The following is a 19,027-nucleotide window of genomic DNA, read 5'->3' as shown; positions in this document are numbered from 1 at the left end:
TCGACCGCAAGGCCCATTGCGCAGTGCGCTGACCGTAGTTACGATGGCGATTCCAACCAGTCGTCGAAAGCGGAACAGAAGTCGACGGCAGCCGATCCGAATGATTTACCGTAGATCGGCAACAAATGAATCCTCCCAATTGTCGGGGTTGCGGAGTGAATCCACGGCACACGCTCGGGGACAACGGGGTCCCCGAGCTCGTGCGGAACTGACCGGTACATAGGTACGCCACGTTCAGAAGGCGATCGGTGCAACCGATGAATTCCAACGACGTTCGATTCGAGCTCGTCGCACCCGACCCGGGGCCGCCCGATGGCGGGAAGTCGCACGCTTGCCCTCCGCCGGGTGGCCTTGTTTCGAGCTGCGGTCCGCTCGACCGCGGCATCTACCGGGAACCACACTCGCGGTGATGTTCCGTGAGGGCTCGTGCCTCCGACCGGGGCCGAACCGAGCGACGGGGGTCGCGCCCGCGGTGGCGGCCAACCGGTAAATGACGAACACGTAATTCGAGCCGCTTTCGGCAGCGGCCGCCGGGCGGTGTCCGCCCGCGAATAACCCAGTCCGAAGAACTTGCTCGATCCGTATTCGGCGCCGTCTCCCCCGTAATTGGGGCATATTCTCGGCGAACGGCAGCCGAACTTTCGGGGGCAGCTGGGCAGGAGGAGCCCAGGCTTCCGGGGGAGCGAAATCAACGGGAGGTCCAGTGACCCAGCTCGAACGCAATCCCGGCGCTGATCGGGAGCGGTCCGTATCCTCGGCTTTCGGGACGTCGGATCGCCTCGCCGGCAGAAATGATCCGGGGGCGGGTAACAATTCGGGTGCCGATTACAGCGGACCGGAAGCGGTGGATTCGCGCCAACCCGAAGTGTTCCGCCTGACCGCTGCCCAGCGCGGGATCTGGTTCGCCCAGCACCTCACCGGATCGTCACCGATCTCGGTGGCCCAGTACGTCGAGATCGCGGGCGCGTTGTTCCCGGAGCTGCTGATCGAGGCGTGCCGCGTCGCGAGCCGTGAGTTCGGCTCCGGGCACCTGCGTCTGGTCGAAATCGATGGCGAGCCGTGCCAGTTCGTCGACGACGATATCGACGCGCGGGTGACCGAGGTGGATCTACGCGGGCACGTCGACCCGATCGCGACCGCGCACCGCCTGATGGTGCAGGACTATTCGGCGCCGCTGGACCTGCGCAACGACCGGCTCATGAACAGCGTCATCTACCAGGTCGGCGCCGACCGATACCTCTGGTACCAGCGCGCCCACCACATCGCGCTCGACGGCTATGCCGCGGTGACGATGCTGCGCCGGATCACCGAGCTCTACAACGCCTGGGTGCACGGCCACGAGGCGCCGCCGTCGAAGGCTCAGGATCTGCGCGAGATCACCAGGCAGGACCTGGAATACCGGGAGTCGGAGCGATTCGAGAACGATCGCCGGTACTGGACCGAGCATCTGGCCGGAGCGCCACCGGTGGTGAGCTTGGCGGGCCGGGTCGGTAAGCCGACGATCCATCCGGTGCTGATCAGCCGGGCGCTGCCGGAGCGGACCGCGCGCCTGATGGACGAGGCGGTCCGCGACCGCGGCAGCAGCGTCACCCCGGTGGTGGTCGCGGCATTCGCGGCCTACCTGGGCCGGATGACCGGCAGCGACGAGGTGCTGCTGAGTCTGCCTGTCTCGGGCAGGCATTCGGCGCTGCTGCGCCGTTCCGGCGGCATGGTCGCCAATGTGGTGCCGTTGCGGCTGCGGGTCACCCCGCGCACGGTCGGCGAGCTGACCGATGCCACCCAGAGTGAGCTGACCAGCGCCCTGCGCAGGCAACGCTATCGCCAGGAGGACATCTTCCACGACATGGGGATCGCCCGTGACGAGGCGGCATCCTTCGGGCCTGCCGTGAACCTGATGATGATCGAGAACGAAGTTGTCTTCGGTGAGACGACCGGCAGGCTGAACGTGCTGACCTCGGGGCCCACCGCCGATCTGTTCGTCAACATCTATCCCGGTGCGGGCACGGAGAACACCCACATCGACTTCCAGGGCAACCCGGAGGTCTACAGCGCCGATGAGCTCGCGGGTCACCATCGCCGGTTCATGATGTTCCTGCACGAATTCCTCTCGGGTGGCGCCGATTGCCCGGTCGGCGGGCTGCCGCTGCTGGACAGCGCGGAGCGGGCCGAACTGCTTCCGGTGCGCGGGGCGGACAGCGTCGGGACCAGGCTGTTGCCCGACATCCTGGCCGAAGGCGCACGCCGCGACCCGTCGGCCACCGCGATCGTCGCCGCCGGTCGCGCGGTGACCTACGGCGAACTCGACACCCGCTCCTCCCGGCTGGCGCGCCGGCTGATCGCGCTGGGCTGTGGCCCGGACGACGCGGTCGCGATCCTGATCCGGCGCTCGGTCGAGTCGCTCACCGCGGCGTGGGCGATCGCCAAGTGCGGCGCCGCCGTCGTGCAGGTGGACCCGGAGTATCCGCCGAAGCGGATCGAGCACATGATGACCGACAGCGGCGCGCGGGTGGCCTTCACGCTCGCGGAATATCTGCCCCGGCTGCCGGAACAGGTACGTCCGCTGGTCCTCGACGATCCGGCGACAGCGCAAGCCTGCGAGGCGCTTTCGGGTGAGCCGGTCACCGACGACGAGCGCACCCGTCCGCTGCGTCCGGCCAACCTCGCCTATATGACCTACACTTCCGGTTCCACCGGCGTCCCGAAGGGTGTGTACGTCACGCACACCGGGTTGGCGAACCTGATCGCCGACCGGACCGAGACCTTGGGCATCGATTCGGATTCGCGGGTGTCCTACGCGCTTTCGCCGAGCTTCGACGCGTCGATGGAGCAGTTCCTCACCTGCTTCGCGAACGGGGCCACGCTGGTGGTGGTGCCGCCGACGGTCATCGGCGGCGAGATGCTCACCGGGCTGCTGGCCGCGACCAAGGTGACCCACCTGATCCTGACGCCCGCGATGTTGGCGACGGTCGATCCGGAGCCGCTGACCGCATTGCGCGTCGTGGTGGTCGGGGGCGACGTGTGCCCACCGCACGTGGTGGACCGGTGGTCGCGCAAGACGGAGATGATCAACGAATACGGACCGACGGAGACCACGGTGACCGCGGCGGGTGCGCGCATCCACCCGGACCGTGCTCTGACCGTCGGTGGTCCGATCCGTGGGGTGACGGCCATGGTGCTGGGACGGACCCTGCAGCCCGTGCCCAAGGGCACGGCGGGTGAGCTGTACCTCGCGGGACCGGGGATGGCCCGCGGGTACAGCCACTTGCTCGCCGAGTCGGCGGCCAGGTTCGTCGCCGATCCCTACGGCGCGCCGGGGGAGCGGATGTATCGCACCGGCGACCTCGCGCGCTGGGTCGGCGAGGGGACCGACCTGGCGCTGGAACTCGTGGGCCGCAGCGATTTCCAGGTCAAGATCCGTGGCTACCGGATCGAGCCGGGGGAGATCGACGCCGCGCTGACCGGGCACGAGGACATCGACATGTCGGTCACGGTGCCCGCGCACAACCAGGCCGGCGCCACCGTGCTGGTGTCCTACGTGGTGCCGGTCCGCGACCGTGCGCCGGACGTGCTCGAGCTGCAACGCTACGCCCGCGAATCCCTTCCGCCGCACATGGTTCCGGCGGTCATCATGCCGCTGGACAGCCTGCCCACCAACGCCTTCGGCAAGCTGGATCGCCGCGCGCTGCCCGAACCCGAGTTCGGCAACGCCCCGGCGGGCCGGGCTCCGGCCACGCCCAAGGAAAGCCTGGTGGCCGGGCTGTTCTGCGAGGTGCTCGGGGTGCGCCAGGTCGGCGCGGACGACAGCTTCTTCGCCCTCGGCGGTGACAGCATCCTGTCGATCCAGCTGGTGGCGCGGGCCAAGGCCGTCGGCATGAACTTCTCCACCCAGGACGTGTTCGATCAGAAGACCGTGGCCGCCCTGGCCGCGACCGCCACCGATTCCGGCAGCGGGCCGCGGCTGACCGAACTGCCCGGCGGCGGCGTCGGGGCGATGCCGTTGTCGCCGATCATGCACGCCATGCTCGAACGCGGGCATTTCGACCGTTTCGCGCAGGCGGCGCTGGTGACGCTGCCCGACGGGGTGCGCCGCCCCGATCTGGTGCGTGCACTGCAGGCGGTGCTGGACCACCACGACATGCTGCGCGCGGTGCTGCGCGGCGCCGGATCGGTGGACTGCTTCATCGATGTGCTCGAACCGGGATCCGTTGCGGCGGAGGGCATTCTGACCGACGTCCGGCTCCAGCGGCGCGACGCGGGCGAGGTGGACACGCACCTGCAGGCCGCGGCCGATCGGCTCGATCCGGCACGCGGAGTACTGGTGCAGGCAGTTCAGCTGACCGATGACCACGAGCGCGGCCCCGACCTGCTCTGGCTGGTCGTCCACCACCTGGCTGTCGACGCGGTGTCCTGGCGGACTCTGCTCGCCGATCTCGGACACGCGTGGTGCCAGGTCGAGGAAGGCGGTGAGCCGCAGGTGGGCGCGCCGGCCACCTCGATGCGCCGCTGGGTGCACGGACTGGTCGAGCAGACCCCGCGCCGCAGCGCCGCCGAGCTCGACTGGTGGAAGGACGTGCTGGCGCCGGGCGACCGACTGCTCGGCGCGCGCAAGCTCGATCCGCGCCGCGATGTCGGGGCGACCGCGGGCCGCGTACACACCAGAGTGCCCGCCGACATCACCGAGGCCGTGCTGACCACGGTCGCGGCCCGCTACCACGGCGGCGCGAACGATCCGTTGCTGACCGCGCTGGTTCTGGCGCTGAGCGAGTGGCGGCGCGAGCGCGGCACGGCGGTGTCGGGCGAGCTGATCATGCTGGAGGGCCACGGCCGGGAGGAGCAGGCCGTGCCCGGGGCGGATCTGGGCGCGACGGTGGGCTGGTTCACCACCCGCTTCCCGATCCGGCTCGACCTGCGCGGGATCGATCTGGACGAGGCATTCGCCGGTGGCGCGGCCGCGGGACTGGCGATCAAGCGCATCAAGGAACAACTTCGGGCAGTGCCCGACAACGGCATCGGCTTCGGCATGGTGCGCCGGCTGGATCCCCGCGGCGCCGCCGAACTCGCGGGGGCGCCGGAACCCCAGATCAGTTTCAACTATCTGGGTCGGGTGGGTGCCCGCGATACCTCGGGGGCGTGGGCACCCACTCCAGAATTCGACGCGCTGACCGCCACCACCGACCCCGGCATGGCCCTGCCCGCCGTGGTGGACGTGAACGCGATCGCCGAAGAAGGCCCCGACGGGCTCGAGCTCGAGGCGACCTGGGAGTTCGCCGCGCAGATCCTGAGTGCCGCCGAGGTCGAGGAACTCGCGGATCTGTGGGTGCAGGCCCTGCGCGCGCTGGCCGAGCACGTCGGCTCCGAGTCCGCCGGCGGCTACACCCCGTCGGACTTCCCGTTGGCCGAGGTGACCGCCGAGGATATCGACACCTGGCAGCGCGAGTACCCGTCGATGACCGATGTGTGGCCGCTGACAGCCCTGCAGTCCGGGTTGTTGTTCCATGCCATCTACGACACCGACGGCGCGGACGGCTACACCGTGCAGGCCGCGCTGAGCTTCACCGGCCGGGTGGACACCGACCGGATGCGCCGCGCCGCGCAACTGGTGGTCGATCGGCACGACAGCTTGCGCGCCGCGTTCGTCGAAAGTCCTTCCGGGCCGAGGCAGATCGTGTTGCGCGAGGTCGAGGTCGACTGGCAGGCCTGTGATGTCACCGGTCTCGACGACGCCGACGCCCGCGAAGCGGAACTGCGCAGGATCGCCGCGGTGGCGGCCGAACCGTTCGACCCCGCGCACCCGCCGCTGCTGCGGTTCCATCTCGTGCGCACCGGCGACGAGGAATACCAGCTGTTGGTGACCAATCACCACATCGTGCTCGACGGCTGGTCCATGCCGCTGCTCGTCCACGAGCTGCTCACCGCCTACCGCACCGACGGCGATCCGGCCGCACTCGGCCCCGCCCGCTCCTACCGGGACTACCTGCACTGGCTGTCCCTGCAGGATCACGACGCCGCGACAGCGGCGTGGCGCCGCATGCTCGACGGCATCGAGAGCCCCACCAGGGTCACCGGCCGTACGGATCGCGTCGTCACCGCGCACAACGGCGACGTGGGGCTGCGCCTGGATCCCGCGACCAGCGCCGCGGTGCTCGCGCTCGGCCGCTCGCACGGCGTCACCCCGAACACCGCTGTCCAGACCGCGTGGGCGGTGCTGCTCACGGTGCTGACCGGTCGCTCGGATGTGGTGTTCGGCAACACCGTCTCCCATCGCCCGCCGCAGCTGGCCGGCGTGGAACGCATGGTCGGCCTGTTCATCAACACGCTGCCGGTGCGGGTCCGCTTGGAGCCCGGCGAGACGGTCGGCGAACTGCTGACCCGCGTGCAGTCCGAGCAGGCCGCCATGCTCGACCATCGTCACGTCGGCCTGGCCGAACTGCAGCGCGAGACCGGTGTCGCCGACATGTTCGACACCGTGACCGTGCTCGAGTCCTATCCGCTCGATCAGCGCGAACTGTCCGGGGACCTCAGCGGTGCGGGACTGCGCCTGGTCGACGTCGACGCCCACGACGCCACGCCGTATCCGCTGAGTCTGCAGGTGACTCCGCCGCGGCCGGTGCGCGAAGGCAGCGGGGCGCTCGGCGAGCCCGACACCCACACCGTGACACTGCGCTTCTCCACCGACCGGTTCGACGTGGACGAGGCCCGCACCCTGCTGGAACGCTTCGAGCTGATTCTGGGCCAGCTCGCCACCGATCCCACCACGAAGATCGCCGAACTACGCACCTGCTGGGATTCCGAACGCGCGGAACTTCTCTCGGCCGGCGCCGAGCCGCGGGCCACCGAGCGCACCCTGTGCGAGATCCTCACCGACGCCGTGCGCGCCCACCCCGACGCCCCGGCCGTCCGTTCCGGCGAGACCGCACTGACCTACCGTGAACTCGATCGGCGCGCCACCCGGCTGGCCGCCGTGCTCACCGCGCGCGGCGCCCGCCCGGAGTCGTTCGTCGCCCTCGCCCTGCCGCGCTCGGCCGAGCTGATCGTCGCCATGTGGGCGGTGGCGAAGACCGGCGCGGCCTTCGTCCCACTGGACACCGCGAATCCGGCCGAACGCGTCGCCGAATTGCTGGAAGACTCCCGAAGCAGGCTGGGCGTCACGACAGACGCTGTGGCGCAGAGCCTTCCGGACACACTCGACTGGGTGGTCCCGGCCGACGAATCGGAACCGGCTGCCGCCGAGCCGGACGACGCCGGGCTCGAACCATCCGCACCTGCCCTGCGGCCCGACCACACGGCCTATGTCATCTACACCTCCGGCTCGACCGGCAAGCCGAAGGCCGTTCAGGTGAGCCACCGCGGCCTGGCCGGGCTCGTCGCCGCACAGGCCGATGCCTTCGAGGTCGGCCCCACGTCGGCGGTATTGAACGTCGCCTCACCGGGTTTCGACGCCTGCGTCTCGGAACTACTGCTCGCGCACAGCGCGGGCGCCTGCCTCGTGGTCGCCCCGCCGGAGGCCTACGCCGGCCCGGACCTCGAGGTTCTGCTGAGCGAACAGCGCGTCTCGCACGCCATCATCACCCCGACGGTGCTGAGCACCCTCGACCCGGCGCGACTGCCCGACCTCACCACCATCGCCGTCGTCGGCGAGGCGACCGGATCGGACGTCGTCGAGCGCTGGGCGCCCGGTCGCCGGCTGATGAACCACTACGGCCCGACCGAGGCCACCATCTGGGCCACCGGCTCGGACGCGCTGCGGGCGGGGGAGCGGGTCACCATCGGCGCCCCGATCCCCGGTGTCTCGGTGGCGGTGCTCGACCACTGGCTGCGCCCGGTGCCGCTCGGTGTGGCCGGTGAGCTCTACCTCGGCGGTCCCGGGCTGGCCCGCGGCTATTTCGGCCGTCCCGATCTGACAGCCACCCGGTTCGTCGCCGACCCGACCGCGGACAACGGCGCGCGCCTGTACCGGACCGGTGACGCGGTGCGCTGGGTACGCGGCCCGGCGGGACCGGAACTGGAATATCTCGGGCGCAACGATGAGCAGGTCAAGATCCACGGCCTGCGGATCGAGCCCGAGGAGATCGACGCCCATCTGGCCCGCCACGAATGCGTCGCCTCCGCCGCGACCGTCGTGCGTCCCGGCCCGGTGGGTGAACCCGTCCTGGTCTCCTATGTCGTGCCTTCCCCCGGTGCGGCACTGGACATCCGGGCGCTGCACGACGATCTGGCCGCCGAACTCCCGCACTACATGAACCCGGCCGCCATCGTGGTGCTCGACTCCATGCCGCTGTCGACCTCGGGCAAGGTCGCCCGTAATGTGCTGCGCCAGCGTGACTTCCAGGCCGAGGTCGTGCCCGGTCGCGCGCCGTCGACGCCCGCCGAGCACATCGTGGCGCGGTTGTTCGCCGAGGTTCTGCATCTCGACCGCGACAGCGTGACCGCCCAGAGCAACTTCTTCACCCTCGGCGGCGACAGCATCGTGTCGATGCGCCTGGTCGCGCTCGCCAAAGCCGCCGGTCTGATCATCACGCCGCGCGATGTGTTCGACGCCAAGACTGTCGCGGGGCTGGCCGCCACGGCCCGCACCGCCTCGGATTCCCCGGCGCTCGAGCCGCCCGCCCGTCCGTCCGGCCGCCGCCGTGGCGACGGACGCGCGCGTCCCGAGGACTTCTCGCTGGTGCGGCTCACCGACACCGACATCACCCGCCTGGAACACCGCTACGGCACGGTGTCCGACGTGTGGCCGCTGTCGCCCATGCAGTCCGGCATCCACTTCCACTCCGTGTACGACCCGGAGGCGGGCGACACCTACACCGTGCAGACGGTCATTGCCTTCTCCGGCGAGGTGGATGCCGAGCGGTTGCGCCGCGCCGCGCAGGCGCTCGTCGACCGGCACGACATCCTGCGCGCCGCCTATGCCGAGACGGCCTCGGGCCCGTGCCAGATCGTGCTCGAGCACGCCGAGGCCGCGTTCGGTGAGGTTCGCCTCGAGGGCGGCGACGCACGGGCGCACGCCGAGGCCGAAGCGCTCGCGGCGGCCGACGCGGCGGTCGGCTTCGATCTGTCCCAGCCGCCGCTGATCCGGTTCACGCTGATCCGGGTCGCCGAGGACGAGTGGCGGCTGCTGATCACCAATCACCATGTGATCCTGGACGGCTGGTCGATGCCGCTGCTGCTGGGCGAACTGCTCGAGTACTACGGATCGCCCGAACTCATCGATACCGCCGGGCCGGCGCCCTCCTACCGGGACTATCTGGTCTGGCTGGCGAGCCAGGACCGGGCTGCCGCCGAGGCGGCGTGGGCGCACGAGTTCGCGCAGGTGGAATCGCCCACCCGCGTCGCCCGCACCACGGGCAGGACCGCCGCCACGGCGGCATCCGAGGTCGAGGCCGAGCTGAGCGCGAGCACCTACGAACGCCTGCGCCGTATCGCCTCCGATGCCGCCGTCACCGTCAACGCGGCCATCGCCGCCGCCTGGGCCCTGAACCTGCGGGTGCTCACCGGCGAGACCGAGGTGATCTTCGGCGCCGCGGTGTCCGGCAGGCCGCCGGAGCTGTCGAATGTCGATCAGGCGCTCGGGATGTTCCTCAACACCATCCCGCTGCGGATCCGGCTGGACCCGACCGCCTCGTTGCGCGAACTGCTGGCCGACATCCAGGTCACCCACGCCAGGATGATGGACCATCACTTCATCGGCCTGCCCGAGATCCAGCGCAGCGCGGGGATGCCGGAGTTGTTCGACACCGCGATCGCTTTCCAGTCCTTCCCGGTCGACCGCCCCGCGCTGCAGCGACTCGTCGACTCGGCGGGGTTGCGGGTCGAGGAGATCAGCGGCGTGGACGCCACCCCCTTCCCGCTGAGCCTGGTCGTCACCCCCACCTACGCCGAGGACGGCACCCCGGCACTGCGCACGACCCTGCGGTTCCTGGAACAGGATTTCGACGACACCGGTGCCCACCGGATCCTGGACCGCTTCGTCGAACTGCTGTCCAGGATCGCCGAGAACCCCACCGAGCGGCTCGGTGAACTCGCGCTCGCCGACGAGCCGGCGGTCGCCCTGCCGGATCTCGACGCCGCGCAGATCTCCCCGCGGACCTTGGCCGATATCCTCGCGGCCTCGGCTTCGGCCGCCCCGGACGCGCCCGCTGTCGGCTACGGAGCGCAGGTCATGACCTACCGGGAGCTCGACGAATACTCCGACCGGCTCGCCCGCGTCCTGCTCGGCCGTGGCATCCGGCCGGGAAGCATCGTGGCCTGCGTGCTTCCGCGATCGACCGCGGCCGTCCGCACCCTGTGGGCAATCGCGAAGACCGGCGCGGGATTCCTGCCCGTCGACCCGAGACTGCCCGCCGAGCGCATCGAATACCTGGTGACCGACTCCGGCGCACACGCGGCGGTGAGCGACATCGCCTCGGCGCAGTGGCTGCCCGAGACCGTCGACCGGATTCTGCTCGACGACGAGCGCAACCGCCGGGCGATCGAGGACATGGCGTCCGGCCCGATCACCGACGCCGAACGTGGCGGCCCCATCCCGATCGAGGCCACCGCATACATGATCTACACCTCCGGCTCCACCGGCATCCCGAAGGGCGTGCTGATCTCCCATCGCGGTCTGGCCCACCTGGTGGCCGCCCAGCGCCGCTACCTGGGTGTCGGCCCGGATTCGACGGTGCTGCAGGTCGCTTCGCCGAGCTTCGACGCCTCGGTGTTCGAGCTGCTGATGGCCCACGGCTCCAGCGGCAGGCTGGTGATCTCGCCCGCGGACGTCTACGGCGGCCCCGAACTGGCGAAGTTGATGCGCCGCGAGCACGTCTCGCACGCGGTACTCACCCCGTCCGCGCTGGCCACGGTGCCCGTCGACAGCATCGATGAGCTGCGGGTGCTGATGACCGGCGGTGAGCCGGTCGGCCCGGAACTGGTCGAGCGGTGGGCGCCCGGCCGGACCATGATCAACCTCTACGGTCCCAGCGAGTCGACCATCTGGGCGACCGCGAGCGCGCCCCTGCGCCCCGGTATGCCGATCACCATCGGCGGCCCGGTCGGCCCGGTGGCTGCCGTGGTCCTCGACAGCTGGCTGCGCCCGGTGCCCGAGGGCGTCGCCGGCGAGCTGTACCTGTTCGGGCCCGGCCTGGCCGACGGGTATATCGGCAAATCCGCGATGACCGCCGCCCGCTTCGTGGCCTGCCCCTACGGCGAACCCGGCCGCCGGATGTACCGCACCGGAGATATGGTGCGCCGCAATGCTTCCGGGGATTACGAATTCCTGGGCCGCAACGACTTCCAGGTGAAGATCCGCGGCACCCGCGTCGAATTGGGCGAGATCGACGCCGCTCTCGTCGCACGGCCCGAGATCGCCTGGGCGGTCACCGTCCCGCACACCGGCGAGGGGCGTTCGGCGCTGCTCGTGTCGTACGTGGTGCCGGTCCAGGGGACGAGTGTGTCCGGCGACGAATTGCGCGAGGCGTTGACCAGGACGCTGCCCGCGTACATGGTCCCGCAGGCGGTGATGGTGCTCGACGAAGTGCCGCTCACTCCCACCGGCAAGCTCGACCGCAGCCGGCTGCCCGAACCCGTGTTCGCCGCGCGGGAGTTCCGCGCGCCGAGTTCCTGGGTGGAGGGCGTGGTCGCGGCGGCCTTCGAGGATGTGCTCGAGGTCAAGCGGGTCGGCGTCGACGACGACTTCTTCGCGCTGGGCGGCGATTCGCTGAGCGCTTCGCTGGTGGCGGCGCGGGTCGGCGCGGCACTGGACAGCCGGGTCCCCGTGCGCGCCGTGTTCGAGGCACCGACCGTCGGCGCGCTGGCCGAGCTCGCGCACACCTTCGGCGGGCGCGGGCGGGTGGCGCTCATCGCGGGCGTGCGTCCCGAGGTGGTGCCGTTGTCGCTGGCACAGCAGCGGATGTGGTTCCTCAACCGCTACGAGCCGGACTCTGCGGCCTACAACATCCCGGTCATGCTGCGGCTGTCCGGCAAGCTGAACATCGCCGCGCTCGAGGCCGCACTGCGCGATGTCGTCGACCGGCACGAGGTGCTGCGCACGATCTACCCGGAGAGCGCCGGTGAACCCCACCAGCTGATCCTCGACGACCCCGAACCGGCGTTCACCCGCGTTCCGCCCGCCCGGGAGGAAGCGGTCGCCGAAGCGGTCGGCGAGTTCATGCGCGCCGGCTTCGACGTGACCAGGCGGGTGCCCATGCGCGTCGGCCTGTTCGAGATCGCCGACCGCGGACGCTCCGCCGACGAAGGCGAGTACCTGCTGGTCATGGTCGTGCACCACATCGCGGGTGACGGCCAGTCGATGGGGCCGCTGGCCCGCGACGTGATGCACGCCTACACCGCGCGGGTGGCTGGACATGCCCCGGTGTGGGAACCGCTGCCGGTCCAGTACGCGGACTACGCGCTGTGGCAGCGACAGGTGCTCGGCTCGGCCGACGATCCCGAGTCGCTGCTGTCCGAACAGCTCGCATTCTGGCGCACCACCCTGGACGGCGCCCCCGATCAGCTGCAGCTGCCCGCCGACCGGCCGCGGCCCGCGGTGTCCTCGCTGGCAGGCGGCCGGGTGCCGCTGCGTATCGACGCGGAGGTGCACGGCAAGCTGCTGGACCTGGCGCACGAACACGGCGCGTCCCTGTTCATGGTCGTGCACGCGGCCTTGGCCGTCCTGCTCGGCCGGTTGAGCGATACCGACGACGTGGTGATCGGCACGCCGATCGCGGGTCGCGGCGAGCAGGGGCTCGACGACCTGGTCGGCATGTTCGTCAACACCCTGGTGCTGCGGACTCCCCTCGAGGCGGGGGAGCCGTTCACCGACTTCCTGCACCGCACCAGGGACGCCGACCTGCGCGCCTTCGAACACGCCGACGTGCCGTTCGAGCGGGTGGTCGAGGAACTCAATCCCGACCGCTCGGGCTCGCATCATCCGCTGTTCCAGGTGGCGCTGGCCTTCCAGAATCTGTCGAACGTCGAGGTGGCGCTGCCGGAGGTCGTGGTCTCGCGCGCCGAGGTGGACACCGGCGCCAGCCAGTTCGACCTGCAACTGATGATCTCCGACGAATACGCGGAATCCGGTGTGGCCCAGGGGATCGCCGGTCAGATGATGTTCGCGCGCGAGCTGTTCGACGAGTCGACGGTGGCGGGCTTCGCCGATCGGCTGATCCGGCTGCTGACCGAGATCGCCGCCGATCCGGCCACCCCGGTCGGTGACATCGACTGGCTGGCCGAAGACGAACGCGCCGAGCTGGTCTCGCGCGTCGGCGCGCGGCCGGAGACCGATGCGCCCGCGACACTGCCGGAGCTGTTCGCGGCAGCGGTGCGCGAAAACCCGCGCGGCGTGGCTGTTCTCGCCGGCGACACCGAACTGGCCTATGCCGAGCTCGACGAGCGCTCCAACCGCCTGGCGCGGCTGCTGATCGACGCGGGCGCGGGCCCGGAGATCCCCGTGCTCGTCGCGGTGGCCCGGTCGGTGGAATCCGTCGTCGCCTGGTGGGCGGTGGTGAAGTCCGGCGCGGTCTTCGTCCCGGTCGACCCGGCCTACCCGGCTGCCCGGATAGAACAGATGGTCACCGAATCCGGTGCGACGCTGGGTGTCACGGTGTCCGGCGCCCGGGACGAGCTGCCGGGCGCCGTGGACTGGATCGTCCTGGACGATCCGGCCGTGCGTGCCCGGTTGGACGAGCAACCCGACGATCCGGTCACCGACGCCGAGCGGACGCGTCCGCTGCGCATCGACAACGTGGCCTACGTGGTCTTCACCTCCGGTTCCACCGGTGTGCCCAAGGGCGTGGCCGTCCCGCATTCCGGCATCGCCGGCTTCTACGCGGGGCAGCGCGCCGACGCCGGACTCGGCCGCGGCTCCCGGATGCTGCACTTCGCCTCCCCCTCCTTCGACGCCTCCTTGCTCGAGATCCTGACCGCCGCCAGTGCCGCGGCCACCCTGGTGATCGCCCCGACCGGCACCTACGGCGGCGGCGAACTGGCCGACCTGTTGCGCGCCCGTCGCGTGACCCACGCGTTCGTCACCCCGGCCGCGCTTGCCTCGGTGGACCCGGACGACCTGGACGATCTGCGGCTCGTCATGTCCGGCGGCGAGCAGGTGCCCGAGGACCTGGTGCGACGCTGGGCCGGCACCGACCGGGCGCGCAGGCGCGAGTTCCGGGTGCTCTACGGACCCACCGAGGCCACGATCATCGCCACGGCCGCGCGTTGGGTGCGTCCCGGGGACCGGCCGACCATCGGCGTCCCGCTACCGGGGATCCGCGCGCTGGTGCTCGACGGCCGGTTGCGGCCCGTGCCCGCCGGTGTGGCCGGTGAACTGTACCTGGCGGGTCCGGCCGCGGCCCGCGGCTATCTCGGCATGCCCGGAGTCAGCGCGGCCCGTTTCGTGCCGTGCCCATACGGCGAGCCGGGCGAGCGCATGTACCGCACCGGTGACGTGGTGCGCTGGACCGACGACGGGCGCATCGCCTTCGTCGGCCGCAACGACTTCCAGGTGAAGATCCGCGGCTTCCGGGTGGAACTGGGCGAGATCGACGCACTGCTGGACGCGCGCGAGGACATCTCCTTCGCCGCGACCGTCCCGCGGCGCGAGGGCGCGGGACCGACAATGCTCGTGTCCTATGTCGTCCCCGCCCCCGGGGCCGAGGTCACCGGCGCGGAACTGAACGCCGCCCTCGCCGAGGCGCTGCCCTCCTACATGGTGCCCGCGGCGGTGATGGTGCTCGACGAGGTCCCGCTCTCGCCCAACGGCAAACTCGACCGTCGCGCCCTGCCCGCTCCGGTAGTGCAGGCCAAGCGCTTCCGCGCCCCGGAGTCCCCGGTCGAGGAGATCGTGGCCGCCGTGTTCGGCGATGTGCTCGGCATCGACCGGGCGGTCGGCGCCGACGACGACTTCTTCGAGCTGGGCGGCAACAGCCTGATCGCGACCAGGGTGGCCGCCCGCGTCGGCGCCGCCTTGGACACCAACGTCCCGGTGCAGATGATCTTCGAGGCGCCGACCGTGGCACGGCTGGCCGCGCGCGTGGAGTCGCACGCCGATCTCGGCCGGGTCGCGCTGACCGCCCAGCCGCGCCCGGCGCGCATTCCGCTGTCCTACGCCCAGCAGCGCATGTGGTTCCTCAACCGCTTCGAGCCGGACTCGCCCGCCTACAGCATCCCGATCGTGATGCGTCTGCGTGGCGGCCTCGACCTGGACGCGCTGCGGGCCGCCGTCGGCGACGTGGTGACCCGCCACGAAGTGCTGCGCACCGTCTACCCACACGCCGGCGGCGAACCGGCCCAGGTGGTGCTGCCCGCCTCGGAGTCGGCGCCGTCGATCCCGGTCGTGGCCGTCACGGAAGCCGAAGTGCACGCGGCGGTCTCGGAGTTCGTCTCGCAGGTCTTCGATGTGACCGCCGAGGTTCCGTTCCGGCTGCGGCTGTTCGATCTCGGCGACGACGAGTGGGTGCTGGCCGCGGTCATGCACCACATCACCGGGGACGGCTCCTCGCTCCGCCCGCTCGCCCGCGACGTCATGGTCGCCTATGCCGCCCGCAGGCAGGGCGAGGCGCCTGCCTGGACGCCGCTTCCGGTCCAGTACGCGGACTACGCGATCTGGCAGCACACCGTGTTGGGCACCGAGGACGATCCCGGCTCGCTGCTGCGCGCCCAGATCGACTACTGGAAGGCGGAACTGGCCGAGCTGCCCGCTGTGCTGGAACTGCCCACCGACCGGCCGCGCCCGCCGATGCCGTCCTACGCGGGGGCGACCATCCCGTTCAGCGTCGACGCCGCGCTGCACGCGGATCTGCAGCGCGTCGCCCGGGCGCACAATGCCACGCTGTTCATGGTCTTCCACACCGCGCTCGCGGCGGTGCTGGCCCGGCTGTCGAGCACCGACGACGTCGCGATCGGCACCCCTTACGCCGGCCGCGGTGAGCCCGAACTCGACGATCTGGTCGGCATGTTCGTCAACACCCTGGTGCTGCGGACCCGGGTGCGGCCGGGCATGTCGTTCACCGACCTGCTCGAGCACGTGCGCGGGGCGGACCTGTCGGCCTTCGGGCACGCGGACGTGCCGTTCGAACGCCTGGTGCAGGAACTGAACCCGGTGCGTTCGCACGCCCACCACCCGCTGTTCCAGGTGATGCTGGCCTTCCAGAATCTGGCCTCGGCCGATTTCGAGCTGCCCGATCTGTCGGTGTCCGCCGTCGAAGCCGACACCGGGACCTCACTGTTCGATCTGCAGGTCACGGTATCGGACAGCTATGACGACACCGGCGACCCGGCGGGCCTCGAAGGTGGGATCAGCTACGCCACCGACCTGTTCGATCCCGACACCGCCACCACCATCGTCGCCCGGCTGCAGCGCCTGCTGCACGCACTGGCCGAGGACCCCAGCCGACCGCTGCACGACGTCGACCTGCTCGACGCCGATGAGCGCGAAGCCGTTCTGACACGGTGGAATTCGACCGATCACGCCCTCGACCGCGACGAAACGCTCGCCTCGGTGTTCGCCGACGCCGCGCGCGTCCACGCCGATCGCACCGCCGTGGTCTATGACGGCCGGTCGCTGACCTACGCCGAATTCGCCTCGCGGGTGAACCGGCTGGCCCGGCTGCTGATCGCGCAGGGGGTCGGGCCCGAATCCCTGGTGGCGCTGCGGATGCGACGCTGCCTGGACCAGGTCGTCGCCATGTACGCGGTGCTGGCCGCAGGCGGCGGATATGTGCCGGTCGACCCCGACCATCCGGCCGAGCGCATCGACTACATCCTCGCGACCGCCGAACCGGTGGTGGTGCTGTCGAGCCTGGACGAGCTGGATCTGTCCGGATTCGGTGACGCGCCTGTCACCGACAGCGACCGGATCGCCCCGGTGCGGCCGGACAATATCGCCTACGTGCTCTTCACCTCCGGCTCGACCGGACGGCCGAAGGGCGTGACCGTGACCCATCGCTCGGTGCTCAACCAGCTGCACTGGATCATCGCGACCTACGGCCTGACGACCGAGGACGCGGTGCTGCAGAAGACGCCCGCCACCTTCGACGTCTCGGTGTGGGAGCTGTTCGGCACGCTCATGGTGGGCGCCCGGATGGTGATCGCCAGGTCCGACGGCCACACCGATCCGGCCTACCTCGCCGAAGCCATTGCGACGCATCGCATCACGGCCACCTCCTTCGTGCCGTCCATGCTCTCCGCGTTCGCCGACGCCGTGCCGGCGGAGTCGCTGCATTCGCTGCGGGCGCTGCTCGTCGGCGGCGAGGCATTCGGCGGCGATGTGGTCTCGGCCGCCAGGCGCGTGCTGCCCACCGTCGTACTGCACAATCTCTACGGCCCCACCGAGTTCACTCTGCACGCGACAGCGCGGCCGGTGCGGGCGGATGACGAGGGCAGCATCCCGATGGGCGGCCCGGTGTGGAACGTGCGCACCTACGTGCTCGACACTCGGCTGCGCCCGGTGCCGCCCGGTGTGGCGGGCGAGCTGTACCTCGCGGGCGTGCAGGCGGCGCGCGGCTACCAGTCGCGTCCGGGCCTGACCGCCGAGCGCTTCGTGCCCGACCCCTTCGCCGCGGGCGAGCGGTTGTACCGCACCGGCGATCTGGCCAGGTGGCGCCGCACGGGCGAGCTGGAATACCTGGGCCGCACCGACTTCCAGGTGAAGTTGCGCGGACTGCGGATCGAGCTCGGCGAGATCGAAGCCGTCCTCGGCGAACACCACACCGTCGCCAGGGCGATCGCCGCGGTGTACGGCGAAGGACTCGCGGCCCGGCTCGTCGGCTACCTGGTGCCTGCCGCGGGCGCCACCGTCGACGTCGACGCCGTGCTCGCCTACGCCGCCACCGAGCTGCCCGATTACATGGTGCCCGGCACCGTGCTCGTGCTCGATTCGGTGCCGTTCACGGCCTCGGGCAAGCTCGACCGCAAGGCGCTGCCCGAACCGGTGTTCAGCTCGAAGGAGTTCCGTGAACCCGCCACCTGGCTGGAGGGTGAAGTCGCCCGCGCCTTCGAGCACGTGCTCGGCGTGGAGCGGGTCGGCGCCGACGACGATTTCTATGCCCTCGGCGGCAACTCGCTGCGCTCGGTGCAGGTGGTGAGCGAGCTGAAGAAGGGCCTGCACTACGAAGTGCCGGTGAGCTGGATGCTCTCCGATCCCCGCCCCGCCGATCTGGCCCGGCGCATCGAATCGGGCATGCGCTCGGGCACCGACGCCCCGGCCGACCACGGGCTCGGATTCGACGTGCTGCTGCCGATCCGGACCGGCGGCAGCCGGGCGCCGCTGTTCTGCGTGCACCCCGCGTCCGGTCTGGCCTGGTGCTACCGCCCCCTCGACGAGTACTTGAGCGCCGATCGGCCCATCTACGGCCTGCAGGCGCCACAGCTCGGCGGCGAGCTGCCCGGCCCGACCGGCATCGAGGAGATCGCCCGCCGCTACTACGCCGAGATCAAAACGGTCCAGCCGCACGGTCCGTACCACCTGCTCGGCTGGTCGCTGGGCGGTCAGATCGCACACGCGATCGCCGCGGAGATGCGCGAGGCCGGCGAGCAGGTCGCGTTGCTGGCATTGCTCGACGCCGAGGCCGACGGATTCGACGCGTCGATGGTCAGGACGGTCACCACCGGCGACCTGATCAGCAATCTCGGCCCGGTCCTCGGTATCGACTTCGTGGACGCCGAGGCCACCGCGCAAGAGGCGGCCGAGTCGATCCGCGAGCATTTCGGTGACGGCATCGGCGTCGACGCCGCGATGCTCGAGCGCATGACCGACGCCTACAACATGTCGATCCGCGCGGCATCCGAGTGGCAGCCCCGTGTCGTGGACACCGACATGCTGTACTTCACCGCCACCGAGGATCGCCGGGCCGACGCGCAGGGGCACAAGGGCTGGGCCCGGGTCGTCCGCGGGGAGATCGCGAACGTGGACGTCGACGCGCCGCATCTCGGCATGACGGATCCGGCCGTGCTCGCCCGGATCGCCGGGATCCTCGACGAGTGGACCGGCTGGTGAGCCGGGCCCGCAACCGGTGGCCGCCCGGCTCACCGCGACGGTCGGCGTTAAATTTGCGCCGAC

The 19,027-nt window shown here is 70.7% G+C and carries 1 protein-coding gene; it reads left to right on the top strand.

Features of this window, described 5'->3' with window-relative positions; genetic code table 11:
- Positions 1-844: 844 nt before the first annotated feature.
- Positions 845-18,964 (top strand): non-ribosomal peptide synthetase, encoded by an 18,120-nt coding sequence (locus ON26_RS23515; RefSeq protein ID WP_083884313.1) that lies wholly within the window; start codon positions 845-847, stop codon positions 18,962-18,964.
- The last annotated feature ends 63 nt before the right edge of the window (positions 18,965-19,027 follow it).

Source organism: Nocardia higoensis NBRC 100133, from assembly GCF_000308595.1.
GTDB classification, from domain to species: domain Bacteria; phylum Actinomycetota; class Actinomycetes; order Mycobacteriales; family Mycobacteriaceae; genus Nocardia; species Nocardia higoensis.
This window is presented reverse-complemented; position numbering and strand designations above follow the sequence as displayed.